The 21,570-nt window shown below is 32.6% G+C and carries 24 protein-coding genes; 2 read left to right on the top strand and 22 right to left on the bottom strand.

Features of this window, described 5'->3' with window-relative positions; all coding sequences use genetic code 11:
- Window positions 1-38 precede the first annotated feature (38 nt).
- The 21 genes from DG435_RS08605 to DG435_RS08505 form a co-directional block, all read right to left on the bottom strand.
- Window positions 39-2,537, bottom strand: a complete 2,499-nt coding sequence (locus tag DG435_RS08605; RefSeq protein ID WP_106794290.1) for a zinc-dependent metalloprotease — start codon at window positions 2,535-2,537, stop codon at window positions 39-41.
- 343 nt (window positions 2,538-2,880) lie between these two features.
- Window positions 2,881-4,434 (bottom strand): prolyl oligopeptidase family serine peptidase, encoded by a 1,554-nt coding sequence (locus tag DG435_RS08600; RefSeq protein WP_106794291.1) that lies wholly within the window; start codon window positions 4,432-4,434, stop codon window positions 2,881-2,883.
- 465 nt (window positions 4,435-4,899) lie between these two features.
- Window positions 4,900-5,343: a hypothetical protein gene (locus tag DG435_RS08595; RefSeq protein WP_106794292.1), complete on the bottom strand. Its 444-nt coding sequence runs from the start codon at window positions 5,341-5,343 to the stop codon at window positions 4,900-4,902.
- A gap of 113 nt (window positions 5,344-5,456) precedes the next feature.
- Window positions 5,457-5,945 carry an OmpH family outer membrane protein gene (locus DG435_RS08590; RefSeq protein ID WP_159025722.1) on the bottom strand — a complete coding sequence of 163 codons (489 nt, stop codon included), beginning with the start codon at window positions 5,943-5,945 and terminating at the stop codon, window positions 5,457-5,459.
- Between the two features lie 100 nt (window positions 5,946-6,045).
- Window positions 6,046-6,687 carry a hypothetical protein gene (locus DG435_RS08585; protein ID WP_106794294.1) on the bottom strand — a complete coding sequence of 214 codons (642 nt, stop codon included), beginning with the start codon at window positions 6,685-6,687 and terminating at the stop codon, window positions 6,046-6,048.
- Between the two features lie 190 nt (window positions 6,688-6,877).
- Window positions 6,878-7,237 (bottom strand): hypothetical protein, encoded by a 360-nt coding sequence (locus tag DG435_RS08580; protein ID WP_024771868.1) that lies wholly within the window; start codon window positions 7,235-7,237, stop codon window positions 6,878-6,880.
- 181 nt (window positions 7,238-7,418) lie between these two features.
- Complete coding sequence (locus tag DG435_RS08575) at window positions 7,419-7,814, bottom strand: hypothetical protein (protein ID WP_106794295.1); 396 nt, start codon at window positions 7,812-7,814, stop codon at window positions 7,419-7,421.
- 11 nt (window positions 7,815-7,825) lie between these two features.
- On the bottom strand, window positions 7,826-8,143 hold the full coding sequence (locus DG435_RS08570; protein WP_106794296.1) for a hypothetical protein: 318 nt from the start codon (window positions 8,141-8,143) through the stop codon (window positions 7,826-7,828).
- A 211-nt stretch (window positions 8,144-8,354) separates the two neighbouring features.
- Window positions 8,355-8,813: a hypothetical protein gene (locus tag DG435_RS08565; RefSeq protein WP_106794297.1), complete on the bottom strand. Its 459-nt coding sequence runs from the start codon at window positions 8,811-8,813 to the stop codon at window positions 8,355-8,357.
- A gap of 43 nt (window positions 8,814-8,856) precedes the next feature.
- Entirely contained in the window at window positions 8,857-9,615 is a 759-nt protein-coding gene (locus tag DG435_RS08560; RefSeq protein ID WP_106794298.1) for an NERD domain-containing protein, read from the bottom strand.
- A gap of 193 nt (window positions 9,616-9,808) precedes the next feature.
- Window positions 9,809-10,507, bottom strand: a complete 699-nt coding sequence (locus tag DG435_RS08555) for a VOC family protein (RefSeq protein WP_159025723.1) — start codon at window positions 10,505-10,507, stop codon at window positions 9,809-9,811.
- Between the two features lie 196 nt (window positions 10,508-10,703).
- Complete coding sequence (locus DG435_RS08550; protein WP_106794300.1) at window positions 10,704-11,246, bottom strand: DUF4287 domain-containing protein; 543 nt, start codon at window positions 11,244-11,246, stop codon at window positions 10,704-10,706.
- 360 nt (window positions 11,247-11,606) lie between these two features.
- On the bottom strand, window positions 11,607-11,771 hold the full coding sequence (locus DG435_RS25495; RefSeq protein ID WP_159025724.1) for a hypothetical protein: 165 nt from the start codon (window positions 11,769-11,771) through the stop codon (window positions 11,607-11,609).
- Between the two features lie 385 nt (window positions 11,772-12,156).
- Entirely contained in the window at window positions 12,157-12,510 is a 354-nt protein-coding gene (locus tag DG435_RS08545) for a hypothetical protein (RefSeq protein ID WP_106794301.1), read from the bottom strand.
- Between the two features lie 251 nt (window positions 12,511-12,761).
- On the bottom strand, window positions 12,762-13,145 hold the full coding sequence (locus DG435_RS08540; protein WP_106794302.1) for a DUF4345 family protein: 384 nt from the start codon (window positions 13,143-13,145) through the stop codon (window positions 12,762-12,764).
- A gap of 75 nt (window positions 13,146-13,220) precedes the next feature.
- Entirely contained in the window at window positions 13,221-13,916 is a 696-nt protein-coding gene (locus DG435_RS08535) for a YafY family protein (protein ID WP_106794303.1), read from the bottom strand.
- A gap of 270 nt (window positions 13,917-14,186) precedes the next feature.
- A complete protein-coding gene (locus tag DG435_RS08530; protein ID WP_106794304.1) occupies window positions 14,187-15,446 on the bottom strand; it encodes a hypothetical protein in 1,260 nt (419 codons plus the stop codon).
- Window positions 15,447-15,672: 226 nt separating this feature from the next.
- The gene (locus DG435_RS08525) at window positions 15,673-17,028 is read right to left on the bottom strand and encodes a serine hydrolase (RefSeq protein WP_106794305.1); all 1,356 of its coding nucleotides are present in this window, start codon (window positions 17,026-17,028) and stop codon (window positions 15,673-15,675) included.
- 222 nt (window positions 17,029-17,250) lie between these two features.
- Complete coding sequence (locus tag DG435_RS08520) at window positions 17,251-18,123, bottom strand: RNA polymerase sigma factor (RefSeq protein ID WP_106794306.1); 873 nt, start codon at window positions 18,121-18,123, stop codon at window positions 17,251-17,253.
- Between the two features lie 87 nt (window positions 18,124-18,210).
- Window positions 18,211-18,693, bottom strand: a complete 483-nt coding sequence (locus DG435_RS08515) for a DUF4440 domain-containing protein (RefSeq protein ID WP_106794307.1) — start codon at window positions 18,691-18,693, stop codon at window positions 18,211-18,213.
- Window positions 18,694-19,165: 472 nt separating this feature from the next.
- Window positions 19,166-19,651, bottom strand: a complete 486-nt coding sequence (locus DG435_RS08505) for a hypothetical protein (protein WP_024771871.1) — start codon at window positions 19,649-19,651, stop codon at window positions 19,166-19,168.
- 627 nt (window positions 19,652-20,278) lie between these two features.
- Here DG435_RS08505 and DG435_RS08500 point away from each other — a divergent pair.
- Window positions 20,279-20,566 (top strand): GIY-YIG nuclease family protein, encoded by a 288-nt coding sequence (locus DG435_RS08500; protein ID WP_106794309.1) that lies wholly within the window; start codon window positions 20,279-20,281, stop codon window positions 20,564-20,566.
- A 166-nt stretch (window positions 20,567-20,732) separates the two neighbouring features.
- Here the strand turns inward: DG435_RS08500 and DG435_RS08495 are convergent, their stop codons facing one another.
- Window positions 20,733-21,038, bottom strand: coding sequence for a hypothetical protein (locus DG435_RS08495; RefSeq protein ID WP_106794310.1), 306 nt, complete (start codon window positions 21,036-21,038; stop codon window positions 20,733-20,735).
- Window positions 21,039-21,160: 122 nt separating this feature from the next.
- Here DG435_RS08495 and DG435_RS08490 point away from each other — a divergent pair, with 122 nt between their 5' ends.
- Window positions 21,161-21,376, top strand: coding sequence for a helix-turn-helix domain-containing protein (locus tag DG435_RS08490; RefSeq protein WP_101450329.1), 216 nt, complete (start codon window positions 21,161-21,163; stop codon window positions 21,374-21,376).
- The last annotated feature ends 194 nt before the right edge of the window (window positions 21,377-21,570 follow it).

Here is a 21,570-nt window from a genome sequence, read left to right as displayed (position 1 = left end):
ATTCAAACAGGGGGGTGTTATAGTACAGATGTATTATCTTATTTTTTAGGATCGAGGATGGCGGTGATACGTTCTGCGATATCTTGCAGGTGATATTGCGTCATCCTATCTGATGTTCTGCCGGTAGCATTTCTAACTGCTCGACGTAGCGTATTTAGTTCTGCACGTACTACCGCTCTGATATCACTTTGCGAAGCATTTACATTAGTTCGTACTACAAAGCGTCTTATATTCTCCGGGATCTTAGGTTGCTCTTTGGTCATTAAAAACTCCAGTCGATCGATATAAGCTCTCTGTAAATTACGACGATATACATCGATGGTACGACCGCTTCGCAATTCGCTCCATAGTCCCGATCGTAGTTCGGTCATCATATCGAGTAGGGTATAGGCCTCTTTATTGTTTAAGGCCTCATTCTCAATTAATCGTGCCATACGACCATGATCTAACAGGTTGTTTAAGGTTCTCACCTGGAAATTACGAATGCGTTCTACATTTCCTGCAGATTCTATTTTATCAAAAATAGTATTGTCGAGTAACCAATCCGGAGTGCTAAACAATTGCTCGTGTAAAAATTTCATGGCACGTTTCTGATTTGCTTTGGTCACATGAGAGTATACAGCACCTTTTTGATCATAGGTTTTATAGTATTCATATACTCCACCAATATTAGAAGATACATGGCCCATATATCGATTAAACTGCCCCAATACCTGTCTGTACATCGTGCCCAGATCATCATAGTTTTTACCATCTTCGGCAGTCCATGTGATGAGGTTGGGTACAATTCTCTTCAAGTTTTTGATTCCGTAGGTACTGGCCAGTACGGCATCATCACCAAGATCTTCGGTTTGCGAGCTTGGATCAATAACTCCAAACTGTTGTTTCCCAAATCTATACATAGGATCATTTTGATGCTCCAGTATCCAGCTATCCAATGTCTTTTTCTCTTCTTCTGCAGTTGGTGTAAGTATCGGTCGATATCCCCATTGTATTGCATGCTTATCATAGATACCAATATTAGGCATTAAGGCAACATCACCATCTCCCGGTTGGGCAACATAGTTAAATCTTGCATAGTCCATTATCGATGGTGCTGTACCATATTTTTTGGTAAACACAGGATCTCTTAGAGATTCTACCGGGTAGGCAACACTACTTCCCATATTATGCGGTAGTCCCAAGGTGTGACCTACCTCGTGAGCAGATACAAATCGAATCAATCTTCCCATCACTTCATCCTTAAAAGCAACACTCTGCGCCTGTGGATTGATTGCTGCGGTTTGTACAAAAAACCAATTGCGTAATAAGGTCATTACATTATGATACCAGTTGATATCACTCTCCAGGATCTCTCCCGATCTGGGATCACTTACATGTGGTCCGTTGGCATTAGGGATTGGAGAGGCCAGGTAGCGCACTACAGAGTAGCGCACATCCTCTGGACTCCAATCGGGATCTTCTTCTACTGTTGGAGGGTCTTTGGCGATAATAGCCTCTTTAAACCCAGCCTGTTCGAAGGCAACCTGCCAGTCTTCGATCCCTTGCTTAATATATGTTCTCCATTTTTTGGGTGTCGCACGGTCGATATAGTATACGATTTGCTTTTTGGGAACTACCAGTTCTCCTCGTTTAAACTTTGCAAGATCTTCATCTTTTACCTCTAATCTCCAGCGATCCAGGTAACGTACCGTTTTACTTTCTTGCGCTTCTAATCCATAATCCGTTTGTCCGCGGGCAAACCATCCTACTCGCTGGTCAAAATATCGACGTCTCATAGGGGTTTTAGGAAGCAGGATCATAGAATTGCTCATTTCTAATGAGATAGATCCTGTACTAGCATTAGAAGGTGGCTCGGCAGCACTATACGTTTTTACATGGCGAGTTTCTATATTTAATGGGTAGCTTCTAATCGTATCGATATACGATCGGGCAACATCTAATTTTGAAATCTTATATTGCTTTCGTCTGCTATCAGGAAATCCTAAAGGTTTTACATCTTTTTTGAACAGATCGGTAACCTCGATCACTGTTGCATTTTTTACCGCAGTGGTAGAATCTTTATAAAATGCCTTAATCGGAAATGCATATAACACCGGTTCGAAATTAGAATTCTCTACAGCTTCATGAATCGGTAAAGAATCCGAAGCGAAGATCTGATGTGATACGACGCGAAGTAATATCTGTTTGTTTTTTCGTTGCCAGCGTAATACCTGGGTGTTTTGTTTTCCTCCTCCAAAACCAATCCCCGTAGCGGTTTTGGCAATACGCGTAACCATAAGCATTTCCCGGTTAAACAATGAATCCGGAATCTCATAATAGTATTTATCGCCTATATTATGAACGGTAAATAAACCTTTGTCGGTTTTGGCCTTTTCGGTAATGACCTTGTCATAAGGTTTAATGGTGTCTTTGTCTTTACCTGGTTTTTTGCCTTCGGCGGTAGCGATTTTTTCTTTTTTAGGTTGAAGAACAGAACAACCACTAGTGGTGATTACTACTAAGCATAGAAGTAATCTAAATGTATTTTTGAGCATGTGAAGAATTTTTAATCGGCGGAAGGTAATAAAATAAGAAACCGACATATGTGAAAGTAAGGTTAAAGGTAGATTGATAAAGACCGTAACGGCTGTTAATTGTGAATTTATTATGAATTTGTTGCCGTTCAGGCTTTTAGAAATGTGTACCCTTCGGCGTACCTGCCCTGAGTTTATCGAAGGGCTCGGAGTACGACATGGGTAATCAAATGTATCCTTCACGGACCCCGAGCGTAGTCGAAGGGTGTGTTCCTAGGGATCGAGTGCGTTACATCGAGCGTTGTATCCAAATGTATTTTAAACACTACCTGCAATTCATTATATAGGCTGTTAGTAACTAGCTTTATTCTTTAAGTTGTTTTATTTTGTCAATAGCGTTTTGATTTCCAGGGTTTAATTCTAACGATTTTTTAAAATTAAATATGGCATTCTTATAATCTTTATTATATAAATAAGCTTCAGCCAGGCTATCAAATAGATTTGCTGATTTTGGATATATATGTAACGCTAATAAAAATACATTAATACCATGTTCTGCTTTTTTGGGATTAAATGATAATCGTAAACCTAATGTATTTAACATTCCTTCTTCGAGATGAAGTTTTGGATGTTTTTCCTTTAGTTTTTGGTATAAAGAAATTAAATCTTGATAGGTTTGATTGAGGGCTACATCATTAAAGTCTTTATAGTCAAATTCTTTTTCAAGAGCCATTTTCATTTTTTTTGAAATCAGATTTTCCGAAAATCCATTTTCTTTAGGATTCTTTTCTATAAACTCTTTTGCTTTTTCATCATCTTTTAAAAAGGCTTTTAAAAACTGTAAGGTGTGTGTAGAAAGTAGGTTATAAGATTTCATGATTTTATCATCACTTTTATCTTGCCTCTTATCTCTATTTGCGAATAAAACTCCAAAAGAACTAAAATATGAATGTGTTAAGTCATTGAATTTATAACTATTAGCATTACTATATTTTAAAGAATCGTATAGTTGAAATTTATAATTCAATTCAGCAGGGATTTTTTCTGCAATTAAAACTTCTTTAGGAATATCTTTTTGGGCAAAATGAATATACGGAATGTCAAATTTTTCTAAATCAAAATAAGGTGATTTTTCTAAAACAGCATAGTTATATCTTTCAGTCCCATCTAAACTTACCAAAGCTTTTATATTTTGCTTTTTCATCGCAGTAATAGTAGTTGAAACTCCTCCAAAACTAAACCCCATAAGAGCTATTTTATTTGAATCAATATTTTTATAGTTAAGAATTTCTTTCAAAAGGAATTCTATATCTCTAGATTGTGTTTCCATATCCTTAGCAGTTCCTCCCTCTAACCATCTTGTATCTGTCCCTCTAGAAGGACTGGATATCACAATAAAACCATTACTTGCTAAATATTCGAATAATGCAAAATTTTCGATCGAAGACGCTTGATAACTGGGAGCATAAACAATTACAGGATATTTTCCCTCTAAAATAGCCGCATTAGAAAATGCGTTAGCTTTTTCACTAAGATGTGCCTTATTTTGTGGTGTATTCCATAAGTAGGGAAACCAATCCAATAAAAAATCATTTGGTAAGTTTTTCCATTCTTCTTCTTCTTTTAAAATTTCTAAATAATTTAAAACAATTAGTTGCTTTGAATTTTTAGTATCAATTTTGGCTGGATACCATATGCTAATTGGGATGGGTCTGTAAATAAGTTGATTATTGAACTCATTTTTGATTTGATATGTCCTTGTGCTATCAATACTTGTGTAGTGCTGAAAACCTACATTGTATTTTCCGTTTTCCAGGTTTATCTCCTTTAATGAAGTCTGTGCATAGATTAAACTTACTTGAAAAATTATGCAGGCTACTAAAATTGTTAATCGCATTATTTTTGAATTAGTTTTCATCTTAAAAAGATGCAATAATTTAATGATTGTTACAGTTTTCTTTTTAGCTTGTCATTAACGTATTCATGTAAGATTTATACGACTTAAAATTCATAGGATTCTCTAGTGTAGCAATCAGTATTGGAGTAGAGAAGTAGTATTGATTATACATGTCTTAAATTTGATTCTCAATATATTTAAGCATTAATCAGAAAGAACAAAATTCTATTCATATCTCGAGTAGTGCCAAATTGTATTGGCAATTATTATCAAAAATTGATCCACTTATGTATATCATAAAACTCATACTTGTCAAAGTTTTTATGTAGGCGCTGAGTATTGTGTTACACGGATTGCAAGTCCGTGCTTTCGGAGTTGTATATGGTTTCTTTGTTTGGAAATAAACGTGCAAAAGCTCGTAGAACCATAATTCACTCACTATGATTTTCTGAGAGGAAAATTAGAAGCGATGAATTATACATGTTGTTAACTGCAGTTATTCTTTACTTTTTCCAGTGCTTTTGGAAATGTGATTGTCATAAAGTCCAGGTGCTCGTCAAGGACATCTATTTCAACATGAAGTGTATTATTATCTGTTTCACCAGTAAGTGTGTAAATTTCTGTGGCGCCCGACCATGCTTTTGTTTCATCATCAATAGGTTGTTCCTTTCCCTTTACCACATTTCCGATATGTTTAAACTTCATGATTTTATTAGGAATGTGTGTTTCGATGATGCTATAGATACCACTTTGATCAGGAGAAAGGAATACTACTGTACTACCTTCTTTCCAATTATCGGTAACGGCATAAGAACCTTCAAAAAATACGCTAGCCCAGTCACGATAGAGATTATCGCTCCATAGTGCGTTCCATATCTTGGTTTTCTCTGCCTTAATATCAATTGAAAATTGTAATCTGTTTATCTTCATGATTTAAGATTAAGTTTGAAATTAGCTACAGTGAATCACTAAGGTAATAAAATCGTAATGAATTACTTTTGAGGGATTTAACAGCTATGAGTTATACGGGTTGTTGTGATACATCATTTTTTTAATTTCATAAACTCAATCAATTCATTAGTGTAGTCTAAACATTCTACACAAAATAGTAAATCATTTTTTTTGGTTAAATAGCTAATATTTTTCGATTTGCAAAAATCATTGATTGATACCAAAATTATTTTATTAATTGACCTGTCAAGTTTTTTCCTTTTTGATTCAATAATCTCAAGAGCCGATTTACGAAATGATTCTATTTTCTGTTCTAATTTTTGAATTGAATCTTGAATTTTTTCTAATTCCTCAGGAGAATAGTCAATATGAGGAGCATCTGAGATTCTTTTTTGAAAAGGGCTGACAATTACTAAAAGTGAGTCGTTATATTTGGTCTCCAGTTCCTTTATTAAATCTTTATTAGTTTCATATTCTGGTACAGATTTTTTGACTTTTTCATAGTTAAAATACCCTCCGATATTTTGCCCAAAGCCAAAACTTGAAATAAATAAAAGGAGTATTGAAATTATTAATCTCATAAGCATATCAGGTATCATAGTGTTATTTCCTGTTTTTATGTTGAAGTATCTGTTTGTCATTTAGCAGCTATGAGCACATATGCCTTGTTGTAACCAGTTGTTAATTCAACCAATATTCCAATTCAACATCAAGATAAAATGGGCCATAAGATATTTCAACTTCTCTAGCTCCACTTTTTGGAATTAAAAATGAAATATAAATTTTATCAATTACCGAGTCAATTAACGTTTCTATTTTTAAATAATTTTCAATTACGACACCTTGGTTTTTAGCCATCTTCTCAATTCTTTTTGATTTTCTAATTGCGCGCTTATTTGCTATACAACCTAATACAGCAGTGTATTTTCGTGGAAGAATTGTATCAATTTTGTGCTTTCTAATACTTGCTTCAACAAAATTGTTGTAGTCATCGAAACTGACTCCCCATTCTTTTAAATTATTCAAATAAGTGAATATTCTTCCATTTGAAAAACGATATTCTTCAATAATTCCAAACTTATTATCTACAAAATCATAGCCTTCTACTATTTTGATAACTCCTTTTGTTGAATCTATTCTTTTTTGTGTTTGATACTTTTGTCTGTTTAGAATTATAGATTTAAAATAGTTAAACTGCTCTTTTGTTAAATCGGGTTTAATTGTATTTAAAGCATCATAAGTTCTCTCATTCCAATTTTTAATTGATTGTGAAAATGATATAATTGGGATAAAAATGATTAATAATATCAAATTTCTATTCATATCTCGAGTAGTGCCAAATTATACTGGCAATTATTATCAAAAATTGATCCGTTTATGTATATCATAAAACTCACACCTGTCAAGATTTTTATGTAGGCGATGAGTATTGTGTTACACGGATTGCAAATCCGCATGAAATTCTGCCAAGGAATTTCGCCGCAATAAACTCATAGGCATTGTTAGTAATAGTTCATTCAAATCTAAAATTCACAAAAGAGTTTGCAGTTTCCTGATCTGATTTCGTAAATCTAATTTCAATAAAATCAAGATTATTATATTCCGGATTATTTTTCTTAAAAAAAGTCTTAACCTTTTTAGCAATTGTTTCTAATTCAGAATGCGTTTTGTTTGTTAAGTCATATTCATAAAAGCTTATTAAGAAATAGTTACTTTCTTCATCTGTTCCAAAGTTGAAAGCGCTAAAGATTTGATCATGCTTGAATTCAGTTTCTAATTCATCATTGATTTTACTTATTTTCTGAATTTTCTCTTTAAGATTACAAGATGTTAAAGAGGAGAAAATGAATAGTAAGATAAATATCCTTTTCATTATTTTTTTTAATTATTGCTAACGTTTAATATATGTGTCGTAGCAGGGTAAAATGTTACCTTGCTTTTCGATTTTTCTGCGCATTAGTTGCTAACTTTTCCTTTCTGCAATTATTGCGCTTTACCAAAAATACAACAACCATTCGATTGATCACTTAGCTGCTATGATCACATATATGTTGTTACCTGCAGGCTTTATTTATTTTCTTAGTTCCATATTTCCCCATTTGAATTAAAATCAGAACAATTGCAACTACGGCTGAAAACCAAGCGGTGTTGTAAATACCAAATTTAAAATCTTCGATTGGAATAATCCCAGAAAAGCAATATCCAAAAACAATACAAACTAAAAGTATCCGAATAAGTTTTTTTATTAGACTTGGTTTGGTTCGCATTTCATAGATTCCAATTATCAAAACAAATAAAAATAAAGTGTCGTAATGTATAACTAAATTTATCAATGAATCAAGTTCGGGGTTTTCTTTTTTCCATTCTTGTAGTTGATAATAGTCTTCCAGAGATAATATCAGTTGGACAATGATTATAATTATAGAAAAAAGTGGTTTATATAATTTCACGTTTTATTTTTTTAATCCGATTCGTGAAAATATTCATAAGCATAATCTTCTATTTCTCCACTTAATTGATTTCCGTTTTTATCTTTCAAATCGTACATTTTTTGAATTCCGCCAATTGAAGCAGAGCCATCTAATCCGAGTAAAATTGTATAAAATATATTCGTAAATGACGAATCCAACACTTTTTTCATTATTTCATTCTGCTCGTCCGTCAGTCTAAGAGTTTGGATCAACGTCCTAACCTCAGTCTTTGAATTGTCACTTAAATACTCTTTTAAGAGTTCTTGTTTTTCTTTATAAAATGCTTTTACAAATTCTTCAGCATTCATTTTTTTGTGCTTGCAGGTAACAATAATACATATGTACCAGTACACATATATCAGTTTATAGGTGTTTGCAAGTGTTTTGTTTTTTAACTACCCAAAACTACCATTATCTTTTTGATATAGCAATGGTAATGTATAGGGTCGCGGAAGAACTTTTTTGTTTGAGTATCATTAACGGATTTCAAATCCGCGTTGTCAGGTCTAAAAAAATATACTATTTATTCTTTCTAATATATTTTTCTACAACATACCTTTTTATGTTCGCTTCTTTTACTTCCTCTAGCCCATATTGAATAAGAGTATCTCCTTTTATTTCTACTGTAAATGGAAATTTGTGACCTCTTACAGCTTCTACCGCACAATATTGTAATGTTTCTGTATACGTATTCCCTTCTAGAGTATATGTTCCTCCGCCTCCATAAAAACCATCTGGGTTGGTATGATCTTGATTAAAAAATGCAAAATGATCCTTACCGATGATTTTTATAAAATCTGATGAGGTCATATCTTTAATTTTTACAGAATCTCCTTCTCTAATCTCTCCATACACCATTTTCCATGCTCCTTCTATTTTTTTGATCTCTTTAGGTTTTGATAGGGTTGGGGCGGTTTCGTTTTTGTTGCAGGTTATAAAAATAAACGAACAAGCTACTAGTATAATTTGGTTTCTCATAACATGTTGATTGATGTCGATAAAGTTAATTTTATTTTGGGAATTAATTTATACTTAATGTATATCTACATTTTGGAAAATTTTGACAACCATAAAATCTACCATATTTTCCTTTTTTTTTGATTAGGCCATTTCCGCACCTTGGACAAATTTTTAGTTTTTCCTTTTTCTTTCGCTCACGAATCTGTTTTCTTACCTGTTTAACGTGATTTCTATTTTCTTTTCTATCAATTATGTTGAATTGATGTAACTTATCTGAAATCAATTTCATTTGATTGTATGATAAATTTTCTTGTTCATTTAATTTCTTTATTGTTTTAAGAAGTTTATTCGTATAAATAACAGGTAGGGTAGTTGTTATATTTTTTAATTTCCCGCTTCCGGCAAAAACAACTATTGGAAAATATTTAACATAGTTATATTCTGAAAGTATTTTTTTTATCGCGTATACATGAACCCAATTTTGTTTTATTGGGTTTCTAAGTTTCTTTTTGTATTTATATATCGTTTGTGTCCAATATTCAGAGTTTTCATGTCCATGAATCCAACCTTTATAATTTTTTGTTTCAATAACAAAAATTCCACTTTTACAAATTACAATGTGATCTATTTGAGTAGTCGAATTACCGATTTTGAATAAGACATTATTTAAAATTAGATATTCTTTTTTTTTGAGACGTTTTAGCTTAGTAGATACTTTATACTCTCCAAGAGCTCCTTTAATTTTCGGAACAACTCGTTTCTTTATGTAGTAAGAAATTCCATAAAAAACTAAAATAATTAAGATAATTAAGAATTCCATTTTGATGTATTGTTGTTAAGAGTTTTTGTTTACCAATAGCTACCAATAATAGTATATGCATACCAGTACGCATATACCTGTTTACAAGCGTTTGTATATCATAAAAATCACGCTTGTCAAGGTTTTTATCTAGACGATGTGTTATTATATTGCACAGATTGTAAATCGCGCAGTGGGGTATTGTTATGTATAGTTATTTAAATATTACCTCTCCTTTTGGGGTTTTAATGGTGAATTTAAGTTGTATTGTATCACTATCTTCCACCTTCATGAATTGAATCGTTGATTTGTTCTTCAATAAAATGTCTGTTATATCTTTCTTATGCGGAGTTTTAATCTGAAATTCTTTCAAAGAACAAAGCGTGTTCTTTTGAACCGAAGGATGAGTTGTTTTATCAGACCAACTTATAAAGAAAGGATTAATGTTTAGCCCTGGATTAGTTATCCGTAATAACTTCCATTTCAATTCCTCTCCGTTGGGTTTATTTCTTGACCAATTTTCAATTCCTTTGGTTTCAAATTGAGAGTCTACGATTGTTTTCTCCAGAAATTCTATGGTATCGGTAGCTATTGCAAAACCAATAGGTTTTAAAACATTCATGTTTTTAAAAAATTCAGGAATTGTGTCCAATTCATTCTTTGGTGCCAGGATTTCAATATAAATCATATCGTCCATAGGTATTATAGCATTATGAGTATAACTGTTTGGATGCCCTCCTCCATATATGGCTTTTACCCCAGTTAATTCCTCAAATTGCTTAATGCCCAAATCAAGGTCGTTTATGGCCAGTATGATATGGTCTATTTGCATATTGTTTACTTCTTTTCTTGCACATCCTACTACTATCAATACTACAATGCAAAAAGCAAAATATGGATGTTTTCTTTTCATTTTGATCATAATTATATACAACAATGACATATGTATAACACCCGTACATATATCGGTTTGTTGATGTTTTTAAGTGTTTGTGTATATCATAAAATTCACATCCCAAGATTTTTATCTAGACGATGTGTTATTGTATTGCACAGATTGCAAATCTACGCAGTCGGGTTAGGTCTATGCTTAATAGTTATATCTGGTTTTATATTGATTTTTCATAAGCCTCAGAGATCCAACCCTTTAATTCTTTGTCAATTTCTGATTCTTCGGATAGCCGAACCCTATGCGTGCACATTGTTCCGAATGGCCCAGAGTTTTCAAGTCTATCTGTAGTTGGTTTGTCTTTTAGTTTAAACCCTAAGTCAATTCTTGTTTTGGTAGCCGGCTTAATTAAAACGAATTGTCTTTTTCTAATAATACTAACACTTCCTTTTTTCGGGGTAATGGTTATATCAGAACCTAATGATGTAACATAGTCAATTAGTTTCTTATAAATCGGAATCAGATTTTCTTTCCCTTTATATTGGGCGCCCACTAAATCATCAGGAGAGTTATTTTCTTCTTTAGATAAAGTTACAATAGTATTAGCAAACCCATGCGTCACATTATATTCTGTCTTTAAAAACTTAACTCCTTCAGAATGTTTAGTAAAGGATTTTTCTTTAAGAATTGCTTTCCATTCATCTAATGACTTACCTGTTTTTTCAGGCATGTTGTCAATCATAGTTTGTAATGCTTTATCCATTTTTAATCTATTAGTTACATGAGTTACAACAAATAGTATGTGTATACCAGTACATGTATACTCGTTTGTGTTTGTTTATCAATTGTTTACAAGCACTTTATTTGTTTAATTACCCAAAGCTACTATTATCTTTTTAATATAGCAATGGTAATGTATATGGCAGGGGAAGAACTTTTTTGTGATATCATTACCGCAATTGGTGAAGTTTTAAGGTTTTTATTTAGAGGCTGAGTATTGCCTCATGCAGATTACAAATCTACGTTGTTGGGTAGCTCTTATAATTTTTACGTCTTGTTAGCTGTAGTTTTAGATGAGTAATAAAAAATAAAAAGCGGAACAAAGCCCGCTTTTAAATTAAGTTTAATTACATTCACGGGGATTAGTTCGTATACCACATAGCCAGCATTGTCCATCATAAAAAGTTGGAGTGGCACTACAAGATACTGGTCCTCCAAATCCACCACTGATAGATCGTTGTTCTGACTTTTTTAGGACTACACCTAAATTTGAAATGTTTTTTAACATAATTTTTGATTTAAATTATTAATACTAATAATTGATGTCATTAATTTTAGATGTGTTACTTGGTATTTAGAGAAAATAAGCAATTTTGTGATTTAATTAACGCTTGTTTTGATTTAATTATCTGAAAATCAAGGACTCTTGTTTTTTGCCTTTCAGGCTTGAATTGGGTAATTATGGCTAAGGTATTTGTATATGGTTTTGCCACTTGATAATAAACTTGCAAAAACTCACAGAGCTATAATGCACTCACTATGATTTTCTGTGAGGAAAATTAAAGCAATGAGAATACGTTATTGTGCTACGCTTTTTTTATGTATCTGATTTGCTAGCTTTTAATTATCAATTCTGCACTTTAAAAGCATTCGCTTTTATCTATTACATTATTTTATTTTTGATGAAATAGTTGTGGTTTTCTAATATACGATGCAAATATTGTCGCCATAACAATTAGGATGGTAACTTCATACGGTTTCCCTTTATACATATGAATACATACTATTAATGTCATATAAAATGCTAAAAGGGTAGTGCCGATAAGAACGGTTTTATTATATAAAAACAGGACTACCGCAATTAGTAGATATACTCCTGCAATTATCATTACAGCAGTATTCGAAACAATTTTTCCTGTTTGATTCGAATTAAGAATTTTATCTAAAGCGTTCGGGATAAAAAATAATACTATTATTAATGAAGGCAACCAGGTTAGTAGTGTTGAAAGGATTTTTTTGGTTTTCATATGTTCAATTAGATTAGATTATTTCTCAAATCTATTGGTTACTTATGTAGTCTCAAATTCTAAATTAGTAAGTGTCCAATTTTAAATATCAAACGTCGACTTTTAATGTGTATACGGTTTTAAATAATATCTATTACCTCAATCAAAATTTTAAATTTGGCGGACTTTGTTAATAAACACAGATATTTCGATTAAGCTCTAAGGCCCTATGTTTTTTATACATTGTTAGCCACTGGCTTTATTTTTCTATGCTATAGAATATTGAAAAGGCACAAGATATTTGCAAAACCTAATACAAATTCAAAAATTAACCCTTGAATTAACAGCTTATTTGGCTTTCCATCAATACTCATACTTATAGTTCTTCCTATTGCAAAACCGATGAATATTAAAATTGCAACAGTAAATGAAGCGAAAGTCAATTTAGGTATAAAAATTCCCAATAGAATAATAATTCCACCAAATAGTTGAACAGAACTCACGCCTCTTATTTCATTTAACAAGTTAATTTCTTTTTCAAGTTTAATTCCTGAATTTTTTAAATACGTTTTTATAGGAGCGCTTAATCTCATAGAACCAACAAAGAGTAGCAAAATACTTGATAAAGAAAGAGTAATGATTTTGAATGTTTCCATTTTTAATTGTTTTTTGTTTATAATAAAACAAAAGTATAATGTTGTTATGACAGCCTTGTGTCAGGGGTGATTCTGTTATTGTATATAATCGTCAAAATACTTTTGCATTGTCATATTGTGCGGAGTAAATGTTTCATTTTGTGGAATGAGTGAGTTGATGAAATCAATTCTAAAGTTCCTAAAATCATTTCTTAATCTGCAAAAGGCAATGAGAAGAAAGTTCCCGTTGATGCTATAGATGGCAAATGGTTCAATAGTTCGAGAAGTTTGTTTGTTTTTGGAAGAATGGTATTCAATTTTTATTACCTGAAAATGTATAATTGCTGATTGAATTTGCATTAGGTTATTACTGGATTTCTCTTCATTCTGATTGCCTCCAAAGTAAATTCTATCAGCTAATAAATCTGCATTTCCTTTTTGAGAATATTTTAAAATGGATTTAATTTTTTCTAATGCACTTGAAACATTATCGATTAATGATTGGTCTTTATTATTTATGACTAATTGTTCTACTGTAATTAAGGCATTGGCTTCATCCTCTGTAAACAGAACTGGCGGGAGGTGGTATCCTTCCATAATAGAATACCCTTTACCTTCTTCAGTTACGATTGGTATTCCTGAATTTTCTAATGTTCGAATATCTCGATAAATAGTCCTTACACTTACATTATGTTTTTCAGAAAGGTATTTTGCAGTAACAATTCTTTTAGATTGTAGTTGAGTTAAAATAGCCGTTAACCTCGAAAGTCTTGGTTTTTCTGTTTCTCCCATTTTCGTCTGTTCTGCTTGTGGCCAACAATGATATATACGTACCAGTACACATATATCTATTTATATGTATTGACAAGCGTTTGTATATATCATAAACCTCATCCTGTCAAGGTTTTTAATCTTTTAATTACCCAAAGCTACTATTATCTTTTTGATATGGCAATAGTAATGTATATGGCAGGGAAAAACTTTTTTATTTGAGTATCGTTATCGAATTATAAATCCATGCTGTCGGGTTTGAATTGTATAACCCATTCCAAAAGTTTCAATTTAGTTTTTATAATCTCTAATGTCCTCTGTAGCAGCTGTAAGAGTTTTCATGAGAACAGAATCATATCTATAAAGTAGCTTTTTGAATTTCTTATCGTCTACCTTAATTTTTCCATTGTAAATAGCCTTTTTAAGAGGCCTTAAATCCAAGAGAGTCCAAAGATTTTCTTCCTGATGCTCAAATAATTTCTTATATTCTGGAACATATTTTAAGCGATCAATCTTTTCTCCACTACTTCTAATATAATATCTGCCAGCAAGGGCAAGATTAAAACTTTTGGAATTATTTAATATTGATAATTCATATAAAGTATTTCCAATATCATAAATAGCTAAAGGATTTTTTCCATAAACAGTATGCATACTCCCCATTTTTAAGATCATTTTTGGATTAGGCTCCTTTAATAAAGCTTTTTTATAATAGTCAAAAAAGTAATGTTTCATCATAATCGCTCTGGAGTTATTACTTTCGAAGTATTGTTTTGTTGGACCATTTCCGTAAGCATATATTTTCCAACTTTTTTCTAACTCTGTCAATAGCGTAGTAATCTCGTTATCTACTCCTTTTGATTCAGCAATAAACTCAAGAATATGTTTATCTTTCAATAAAAGATTAAATTTAGATTTTGATTTCGTAGTAAGATGCTTTAATAAAGATGCGCGAGCTTCTTTATAGATTTTTTCATAGCTTTTTGAATTGTTTTTTAATTTTTTTGTCTTATTAAAAATATCATCAAATAAAAAGGGAGCTGCATATACAAACTCTTGATCGATTCCCCAGATATTATACCCATTAGTTATAGCAATTTCTAGCATTCTAACTTCATCAACCCCATCAAAAAAGGGAATTGGATTTGTTAAATCATCTGGATTATACTTTTTATAAAAATTGGATAAAGAATCAATGCCATTTTTTTGCTTAATAATAGATAGTAATTTTTTTTTACTAAAAGGACCAATCTCAACAGCAAAGTTGTTGTATCCCTTAGGCTTTAGTAAGTTAAGAATAGCAGAAGTAAATTCGGGGGTCTCTTTATTTCCGTGTAACTCACCAATCATAAAAAATTGAGAATTTTCAGCTTCTCTTTTAAGAAAATCTTTTCCATTTCCAATAATTTCATTGTTTACAATTTTGAAAGTATATGTATTTAACTGAATAATCGAGTCAATAGAATACTCATTTTGTGCAGACGACTTTCTTGAAGCAAAACAAACAAGCAACACAATAACAAAAAATAAAAATTTTCTAATATTTTTCATAGTATAGTAGTTTTTATCAAGATGGGATAATATGACAAATGTTACAGTTTACTTAAAAAATTAAGATTTAATGCATTGTCTTTTTCTACGCTAAAAAAGAGATGATTAACCTTTAATTACCGTAATCTTTAATTATTGCCAACGTTCCGTATATGGTGTCGTAGCATCCCGTAGGGTGCTATGCACTATACACATTGTTGACATTTCGTTACTCAAAAAAAGTTGTTTACTTATCCTGCCTACTTCCTTTAGATTCATATATGCGATTCTTAAATAAACAGTCCATTCCTTTGGCCGACTCCATAAAATTCAGGTTTTCAGTTGTCCCGTCAATCCAAAATGTCATTCCATCCAAACTAAATAATTTCGATTTATTTCCATCTGGAAAATTGAAAAAAAGCTGATTGCCTTTGAGGGTAATTATTCTAGTAGAATTATCTTCAAATGTATATGTTCCCACTAGCTTGTTTAAATCTGATGGGTTCAATGTAATAGCCGATTCGTTACTTGGCATTGGTTTATCAATACAAATGGCAGCTATTTTCGTGGTTACGACTCTCGGTTCTTTACAATCGCAGTTTGATAAAACAGTTACGAATATATCTTCTTCTTGTAGATAAGTGGCATAAGTTGCATAACCCAAAGTACCCCCAGAATGTTCTATGGTATTGCTATTATTGATTTTATTTATTGCCCAACCGTAGCTATAATTTGTTTTACTATTATTGTTTAGGGTTGTATTTGTGAAAATCAGTTTTTTTGATTCATTTGTTATTAGCTTATTAGTTACCAAAGCTTGATTCCACTTGAATAAGTCTTCTGCGGTTGACATTAGTGCTCCTGCAGAATATAGATGGGTAAAACTTAAATAAGGTGCATTAATAAATGCATTGTTTCGTTTTGAATAACCTGAGGGCCTATTCTTAATTATCTCTGAGCGAATTCCGTAGGATGAATTATTCATTTTTAAAGGTTTGAAAATTTCTGACTCTATGAAATCTTTGTAATATTGTTTTGAAACTTTCTCGATAATGTACCCTAATAAATAATAGCCAGAATTATTATATTCCCATTTTTCACCTGGTGAAAAATTTAAAGGCTCATTTTTAAATAATTCAATAAAAGCTTCCGGAGTAAAGTCTTTTCTTATTTGTGGAAACCAATCCTTTAAAGTAACATAATTTTTTATGCCTGATGTATGATTCAAGAGATGGTGAATAGTTATTATATTTTCTTGTGTAGGGTAATCGGGTATGTATTTCTTTATATCATCGTTCAAATTTAATTTTCCTTGCTCGTTTAGCATCAATATGGCTACTGCTGTAAACTGCTTGGTTAATGACCCAATTTCAAACACCATATCTTTTGTCATTGGAGTGTTCAGCTCCAAATCTGCCAAACCGAGAGCATTATGATAAATGATATTTCCTCCTTTTGATACCAAAGCAACACAGCCAGTGCTTCCATTCGAATATTCGTTATTTAGTATATCATTGATTTTGCTTTCAAGGTTTTGAGAGTATGAAAAGGTAATTGTGAAAACACTGAAAAGTAATATCGTTTTTATTTTGTTATAGTACATAAGATTTCTAATTTTAGATTTAGACGGTAGAACTAATGTGGAGGTTACTTAGAAAATAATGAATTGCCAACAATGATATATGCATACCAGTACCCTGAGCCCTTCGATACACTCAGGACAGGTTTATCGAAAGGCTCAGCAGAGCTATCGAGATGCATTTGAAAACGATAATTATGATGGGTTCTCGAAGGGTGCTACCTTCTCTGATACTGTAAAACGTTCTTATTCGAGATTAAAGGTTTCTTTTATGGTTTTTGAAGAAAGTAAATTCTTTATAGATTTTAGCTTGTCGGGGCTTTGTAAAAATGGATGTTCTTGAAATAGTTGCTTGTATTCTGTTATTACTTCTTCATTATAAGTTTCTAGTTTTTTATCAATTACAGTATTGATAGTAGTAATGGTGTTTTTCTGAAAATGTAAATGTACGGGATCAACAAATCCCATTTTTATAAACCCTGCCGTTTTTTTCGCACAACGACATGGATTACTTTTTTTTATAAGCCCACATTTGTTATCCATAAAATTATATAGATTCTTTTTTGCTCTATGTAGTTTAACTCTAAAATTTTCTTTAGAGATTTCCATTATTTCACTACCTATAGTGTCTGTAAATTCAAACAATTCTCCAATGATGTAAATCATTCGTTGTTCGCGATCAAGACATAATAGCATTCCTTTCATGCAACTTATTTTTGCTTCTTTTACCAAAAGTTTGTTTTCGACCTCAAACGAATAGTCAGAAAGAGACTCATTTGGTAATTGATCAAGTCCTTGCCCAAATTCTTCCAATGTGGGGGAATTGATTTCGTATTTTCCTCTTTTCATATTTAAGAAGTGATTTTTTACAATACGATATACCCATGTTCTAAAAAGGCTCTTTTGTTTAAATGAATCTAATTTTGTCACAATTTTTATTAAAACTTCTTGTGTCAAATCTGCTGCTTCATCTTTATCTCCAACAAATGATAAGGCAACATTATAAATCCAATCCTGATGTTTTTTAATTAGATTTTCGAGTGCGGCCTTATGACCAGCAAGTGATTGTGCTATTAAATCAGAATCCGAAGTTTTTATAGTATATGATTTTTTTGTCATTTTGTGTTTTTTGAAAAAAGTTTACACCACTTCCAATATAAAATGCTGTCCTTGGATTAACAAGGACAGCATTTTATTAGAAATATACTATTTTTCCATTAGATATTGACCGTGCGGGTTATCTAATATCATTAACCATTTTCCATCTTTTTGTTTTCTTAAAACGGCAACAGATAATCCACTCTGTTTGATTTCTGTTCCGTCTGGTGCTTTTGCAGTCATTTTCCATGGTGCAATATGTGTTGCTATATTTCCTGTGATAAAGACCTCGTGTCCACTATACGTAAAAACGGGATTTACCATAGACATTTTGGTAAACATTTCTTGTAAAACCCTTGCATCAGATATGGGCGCCTCGGGTTCAAATACCACGACTGCATTTGGCTCATAACTGGTCATAACAGCTTGGATATCTTTGTTCTGAAAAGCTTCTGTCATTTTTTCGATAGTTCTTAATACATTTTTCTGTTCTGTTGTCATCTTTTTTTCCTTTTTTGTTTGAGCGTTAATAGTCATCGAGGTCATACATAATAGTATGATCATTAGTAATTTTGAATGTGTTTTGTACATGATAAAGTTTCTTTATTTGTTAATAATAGTATCTGCTTTATCATTTGGACACATTAGAAAGGTGACCGTTACAGTAGATGCTTTTTTATTTTATGATATCATGAGAACCCACTCGAACCAAAGGGTACACAACCCATGTCAACAAGGGGGTATCCCCTTGTCGACATGGGGTCGAATGTATCAAAAGGTAGTTCGAGCTGATATTTTAATGCTTCGAGTTGATACAATAGCGCTTCGAAGCCGTACATTGATCCTTCGAAGCGATAGATTACAGGCTAAAAGCGATAGGATAAGGCTTTTTTTCGATACATCGATAGGTGGTGATCCAAAAAAAGGTAGCTCGAACTACCTTTTTAATGCTTCGAAGTACCTCGGCACCTCTTCGAGTCACCCTGTATGGTAGTTCGAGCTATGATTTTAATACGTTGATGTATCTTGGTGATCCTTACAAGCACCTCGATAACGCTTCGAATTATGCTTCTGTATCAGTTTCTTTAGGAGTCACTCCGTTTCTCTTAAAAAGCACTTTCATATCCTCGTATACAGGCTTGGCACCCGGCTCATTTTCACCAGCCAAATACCGCATCATACGATAAAAGCTTAATGCATTAGAGTAGTTATCATGATCTAGTAAAGTTTTGGTGTCTATTAATTGTTGCGCCAGGTATTCTAACTTCTGCACATGAGATTCTATTTGCTTACGGGTGGTATAGTCTCGATCAAACTCTTCTTTGTCCAAAAAATTAGGAATCCAGGTGGGATGTTGCTCCATGTAGTTTTTGGCTTTGTCTACAATAAGCTTGTTTTGATTAGCAATTCGACCGTACTGAGTGCGTTGCTCGGGAGTAAGATTTACCGTTTTACCCAAGAGTACCTCTTTTATCGTGTCTATCCCCTGGGTTAATTTGTTTAATTCGTCTTCTGTAAACGTTACACTAATTAGATTTTCTAATGCCATTCTTACTATATTTTTTTAGTTAATAAATTTTTATGACACAAGAATATAGGATGCCAGTTTCATTTTTCGGAACTGGGATTTTTTTAAGAAAGGTTTAGCTAACTTTTTGATTTTGTTAGGATTGTGCCCTTCGGCTACGCTCAGGGTACACCATAATTTGTCACACTGAGCTTGTCGAAGTGCTCAGGGTACGTATAACACAAACGCTACCTACGTCACGTCGAGTGCGTGAGGAACGAGCGTGTATCGAGATGCATTTGAAAACGATAATATGATGAGTTCTCGATACAATTTTTCTCCATTACATTACGAAAAACCACTCGAACAGACGAGCTAACACGCTACGTCATAACTTGTCCCGAATTTTCCTCGGGATCGAGTGCGTGAGGAACGAGCGTGTATCGAGATGCATTTGAAAACGATAATATGATGAGTTCTCGATACAATTTTTCTCCATTACATTACGAAAAACCACTCGAACAGACGGACTAACACGCTACGTCACAACACAAACGCTACGTCACATCGAGTGTTTTTTTGAAGCATAGCGTATAAAAAATGTACTTCGGCAAGCTCAGCAGAGCTATCGAGATGCTACGCTATACGAAAAACCATATATTTATGACGATGAAATTATCTTATGTCTATATCTTAAAATGCTCTGATGATTCCTATTATACAGGAGTTACATCAAATTTAAATCAACGACTGTTTCAACACTCGTCAGGTTTTTATAAAGATTGTTATACATATAAAAGAAGACCCGTTGAGTTAGTTTTTAAATGTGAGTTTACAAATATCACTATAGCAATAGATACAGAAAAACAGATTAAAAAATGGTCAAGAGCTAAGAAAGAAGCTTTAATAAACAATGATTATGATGCTCTTCCTAACCTTGCTAAAAAGAGTTTTTGATATTAAAAAGGTTCTCGATACAATTTTTCTCCATTACATTACGAAAAACCACTCGAACAGACGGGCTAACACGCTACGTCACATCGAGTGCGTGAGGAACGAGCGTGTATCGAGATGCATTTGAAAACGATAATATGATGGGCTCTCGAAGAGTACTTAGAACCTCCTACACCAATTCTATAAGGTATTTTAACCGATGGTAACACTCTTTTGCAAGGGGGCGCAGGGATTCTACCAGAGGGGTGATCTTATACTCGGTAGCCATACTCATAAAAGCAGCATAGGTCTCGGCCAGGTAGTCGTTTTTTTTATCATTGGGGATATGCATAAGCTGGTATATGATCTCCAGTATCTCTAGATGGTGTGTATTTGATCCCTCTAATCCCAATTGCGCTAAGCCGTATACCAATTGGCAATGTTTAAGATCTTGTTGTATCAAATCGATGATAAGCTGCTCATTGTTTTGGTGCATGGTAGTATCTATTTAATCTTGGTTAAGTTGTCATATTATTATACGACAAACTTAATGAATTAATTTAAAGTGTCAAACTTTAATATGACAAGAATGTCATATGATTAATTGACATTTGTTATGTGACCAAAGACGAGCTAAAGAAAAATATAGGAAACAGAATCGTTGAGTTAAGAACTCAAAAAGGTTGGAGTCAATCTGATTTGGCCAGAGCTTGCGATAAAGACAGACAAGCGTTGGAGAAATTAGAAAACGGAAAAGTAAATCCTACCATTTATTCACTTTTGGAGATTTCAAAAGCTTTGGAAGTTTCGTTGCCGGAGCTGGTTACTTTTTAAGGGTTTTTTCTAGCTTGTTAGATATTCACTGATTGTAAATCCGCCTTTATTTTGATATTAGATAAGAATAGATAGTTTTCTATATTTAATTATTGTTGGTAACGATCTCGGCTATGAGTAGTTGCGTGTTTCATCACTAAAGTTAGCAAATGAATCACAGATAGAAAGTCCGCAAGGACTTTCGTAAGTAAGCT

Origin of the sequence: Aquimarina sp. Aq78 (assembly GCF_900299525.1) — a bacterium.
In the GTDB taxonomy this organism is placed as follows: Bacteria; Bacteroidota; Bacteroidia; order Flavobacteriales; family Flavobacteriaceae; genus Aquimarina.
The sequence above is the reverse complement of the archived record's forward strand: the minus strand, read 5'-3'. Positions and strand labels throughout refer to the sequence as shown.

Excerpts from the sequence above, each read along its gene's own strand:
- DG435_RS08605 (WP_106794290.1), bottom strand. The coding sequence starts at position 2,537 with ATGCTCAAAAATACATTTAGATTACTTCTATGCTTAGTAGTAATCACC.
- DG435_RS08600 (WP_106794291.1), bottom strand. The coding sequence starts at position 4,434 with ATGAAAACTAATTCAAAAATAATGCGATTAACAATTTTAGTAGCCTGC.
- DG435_RS08595 (WP_106794292.1), bottom strand. The coding sequence starts at position 5,343 with ATGAAGATAAACAGATTACAATTTTCAATTGATATTAAGGCAGAGAAA.
- DG435_RS08590 (WP_159025722.1), bottom strand. The coding sequence starts at position 5,945 with ATGAGATTAATAATTTCAATACTCCTTTTATTTATTTCAAGTTTTGGC.
- DG435_RS08585 (WP_106794294.1), bottom strand. The coding sequence starts at position 6,687 with ATGAATAGAAATTTGATATTATTAATCATTTTTATCCCAATTATATCA.
- DG435_RS08580 (WP_024771868.1), bottom strand. The coding sequence starts at position 7,237 with ATGAAAAGGATATTTATCTTACTATTCATTTTCTCCTCTTTAACATCT.
- DG435_RS08570 (WP_106794296.1), bottom strand. The coding sequence starts at position 8,143 with ATGAATGCTGAAGAATTTGTAAAAGCATTTTATAAAGAAAAACAAGAA.
- DG435_RS08565 (WP_106794297.1), bottom strand. The coding sequence starts at position 8,813 with ATGAGAAACCAAATTATACTAGTAGCTTGTTCGTTTATTTTTATAACC.
- DG435_RS08560 (WP_106794298.1), bottom strand. The coding sequence starts at position 9,615 with ATGGAATTCTTAATTATCTTAATTATTTTAGTTTTTTATGGAATTTCT.
- DG435_RS08555 (WP_159025723.1), bottom strand. The coding sequence starts at position 10,507 with ATGAAAAGAAAACATCCATATTTTGCTTTTTGCATTGTAGTATTGATA.
- DG435_RS08550 (WP_106794300.1), bottom strand. The coding sequence starts at position 11,246 with ATGGATAAAGCATTACAAACTATGATTGACAACATGCCTGAAAAAACA.
- DG435_RS25495 (WP_159025724.1), bottom strand. The coding sequence starts at position 11,771 with ATGTTAAAAAACATTTCAAATTTAGGTGTAGTCCTAAAAAAGTCAGAA.
- DG435_RS08545 (WP_106794301.1), bottom strand. The coding sequence starts at position 12,510 with ATGAAAACCAAAAAAATCCTTTCAACACTACTAACCTGGTTGCCTTCA.
- DG435_RS08540 (WP_106794302.1), bottom strand. The coding sequence starts at position 13,145 with ATGGAAACATTCAAAATCATTACTCTTTCTTTATCAAGTATTTTGCTA.
- DG435_RS08535 (WP_106794303.1), bottom strand. The coding sequence starts at position 13,916 with ATGGGAGAAACAGAAAAACCAAGACTTTCGAGGTTAACGGCTATTTTA.
- DG435_RS08530 (WP_106794304.1), bottom strand. The coding sequence starts at position 15,446 with ATGAAAAATATTAGAAAATTTTTATTTTTTGTTATTGTGTTGCTTGTT.
- DG435_RS08525 (WP_106794305.1), bottom strand. The coding sequence starts at position 17,028 with ATGTACTATAACAAAATAAAAACGATATTACTTTTCAGTGTTTTCACA.
- DG435_RS08520 (WP_106794306.1), bottom strand. The coding sequence starts at position 18,123 with ATGACAAAAAAATCATATACTATAAAAACTTCGGATTCTGATTTAATA.
- DG435_RS08515 (WP_106794307.1), bottom strand. The coding sequence starts at position 18,693 with ATGTACAAAACACATTCAAAATTACTAATGATCATACTATTATGTATG.
- DG435_RS08505 (WP_024771871.1), bottom strand. The coding sequence starts at position 19,651 with ATGGCATTAGAAAATCTAATTAGTGTAACGTTTACAGAAGACGAATTA.
- DG435_RS08500 (WP_106794309.1), top strand. The coding sequence starts at position 20,279 with ATGAAATTATCTTATGTCTATATCTTAAAATGCTCTGATGATTCCTAT.
- DG435_RS08495 (WP_106794310.1), bottom strand. The coding sequence starts at position 21,038 with ATGCACCAAAACAATGAGCAGCTTATCATCGATTTGATACAACAAGAT.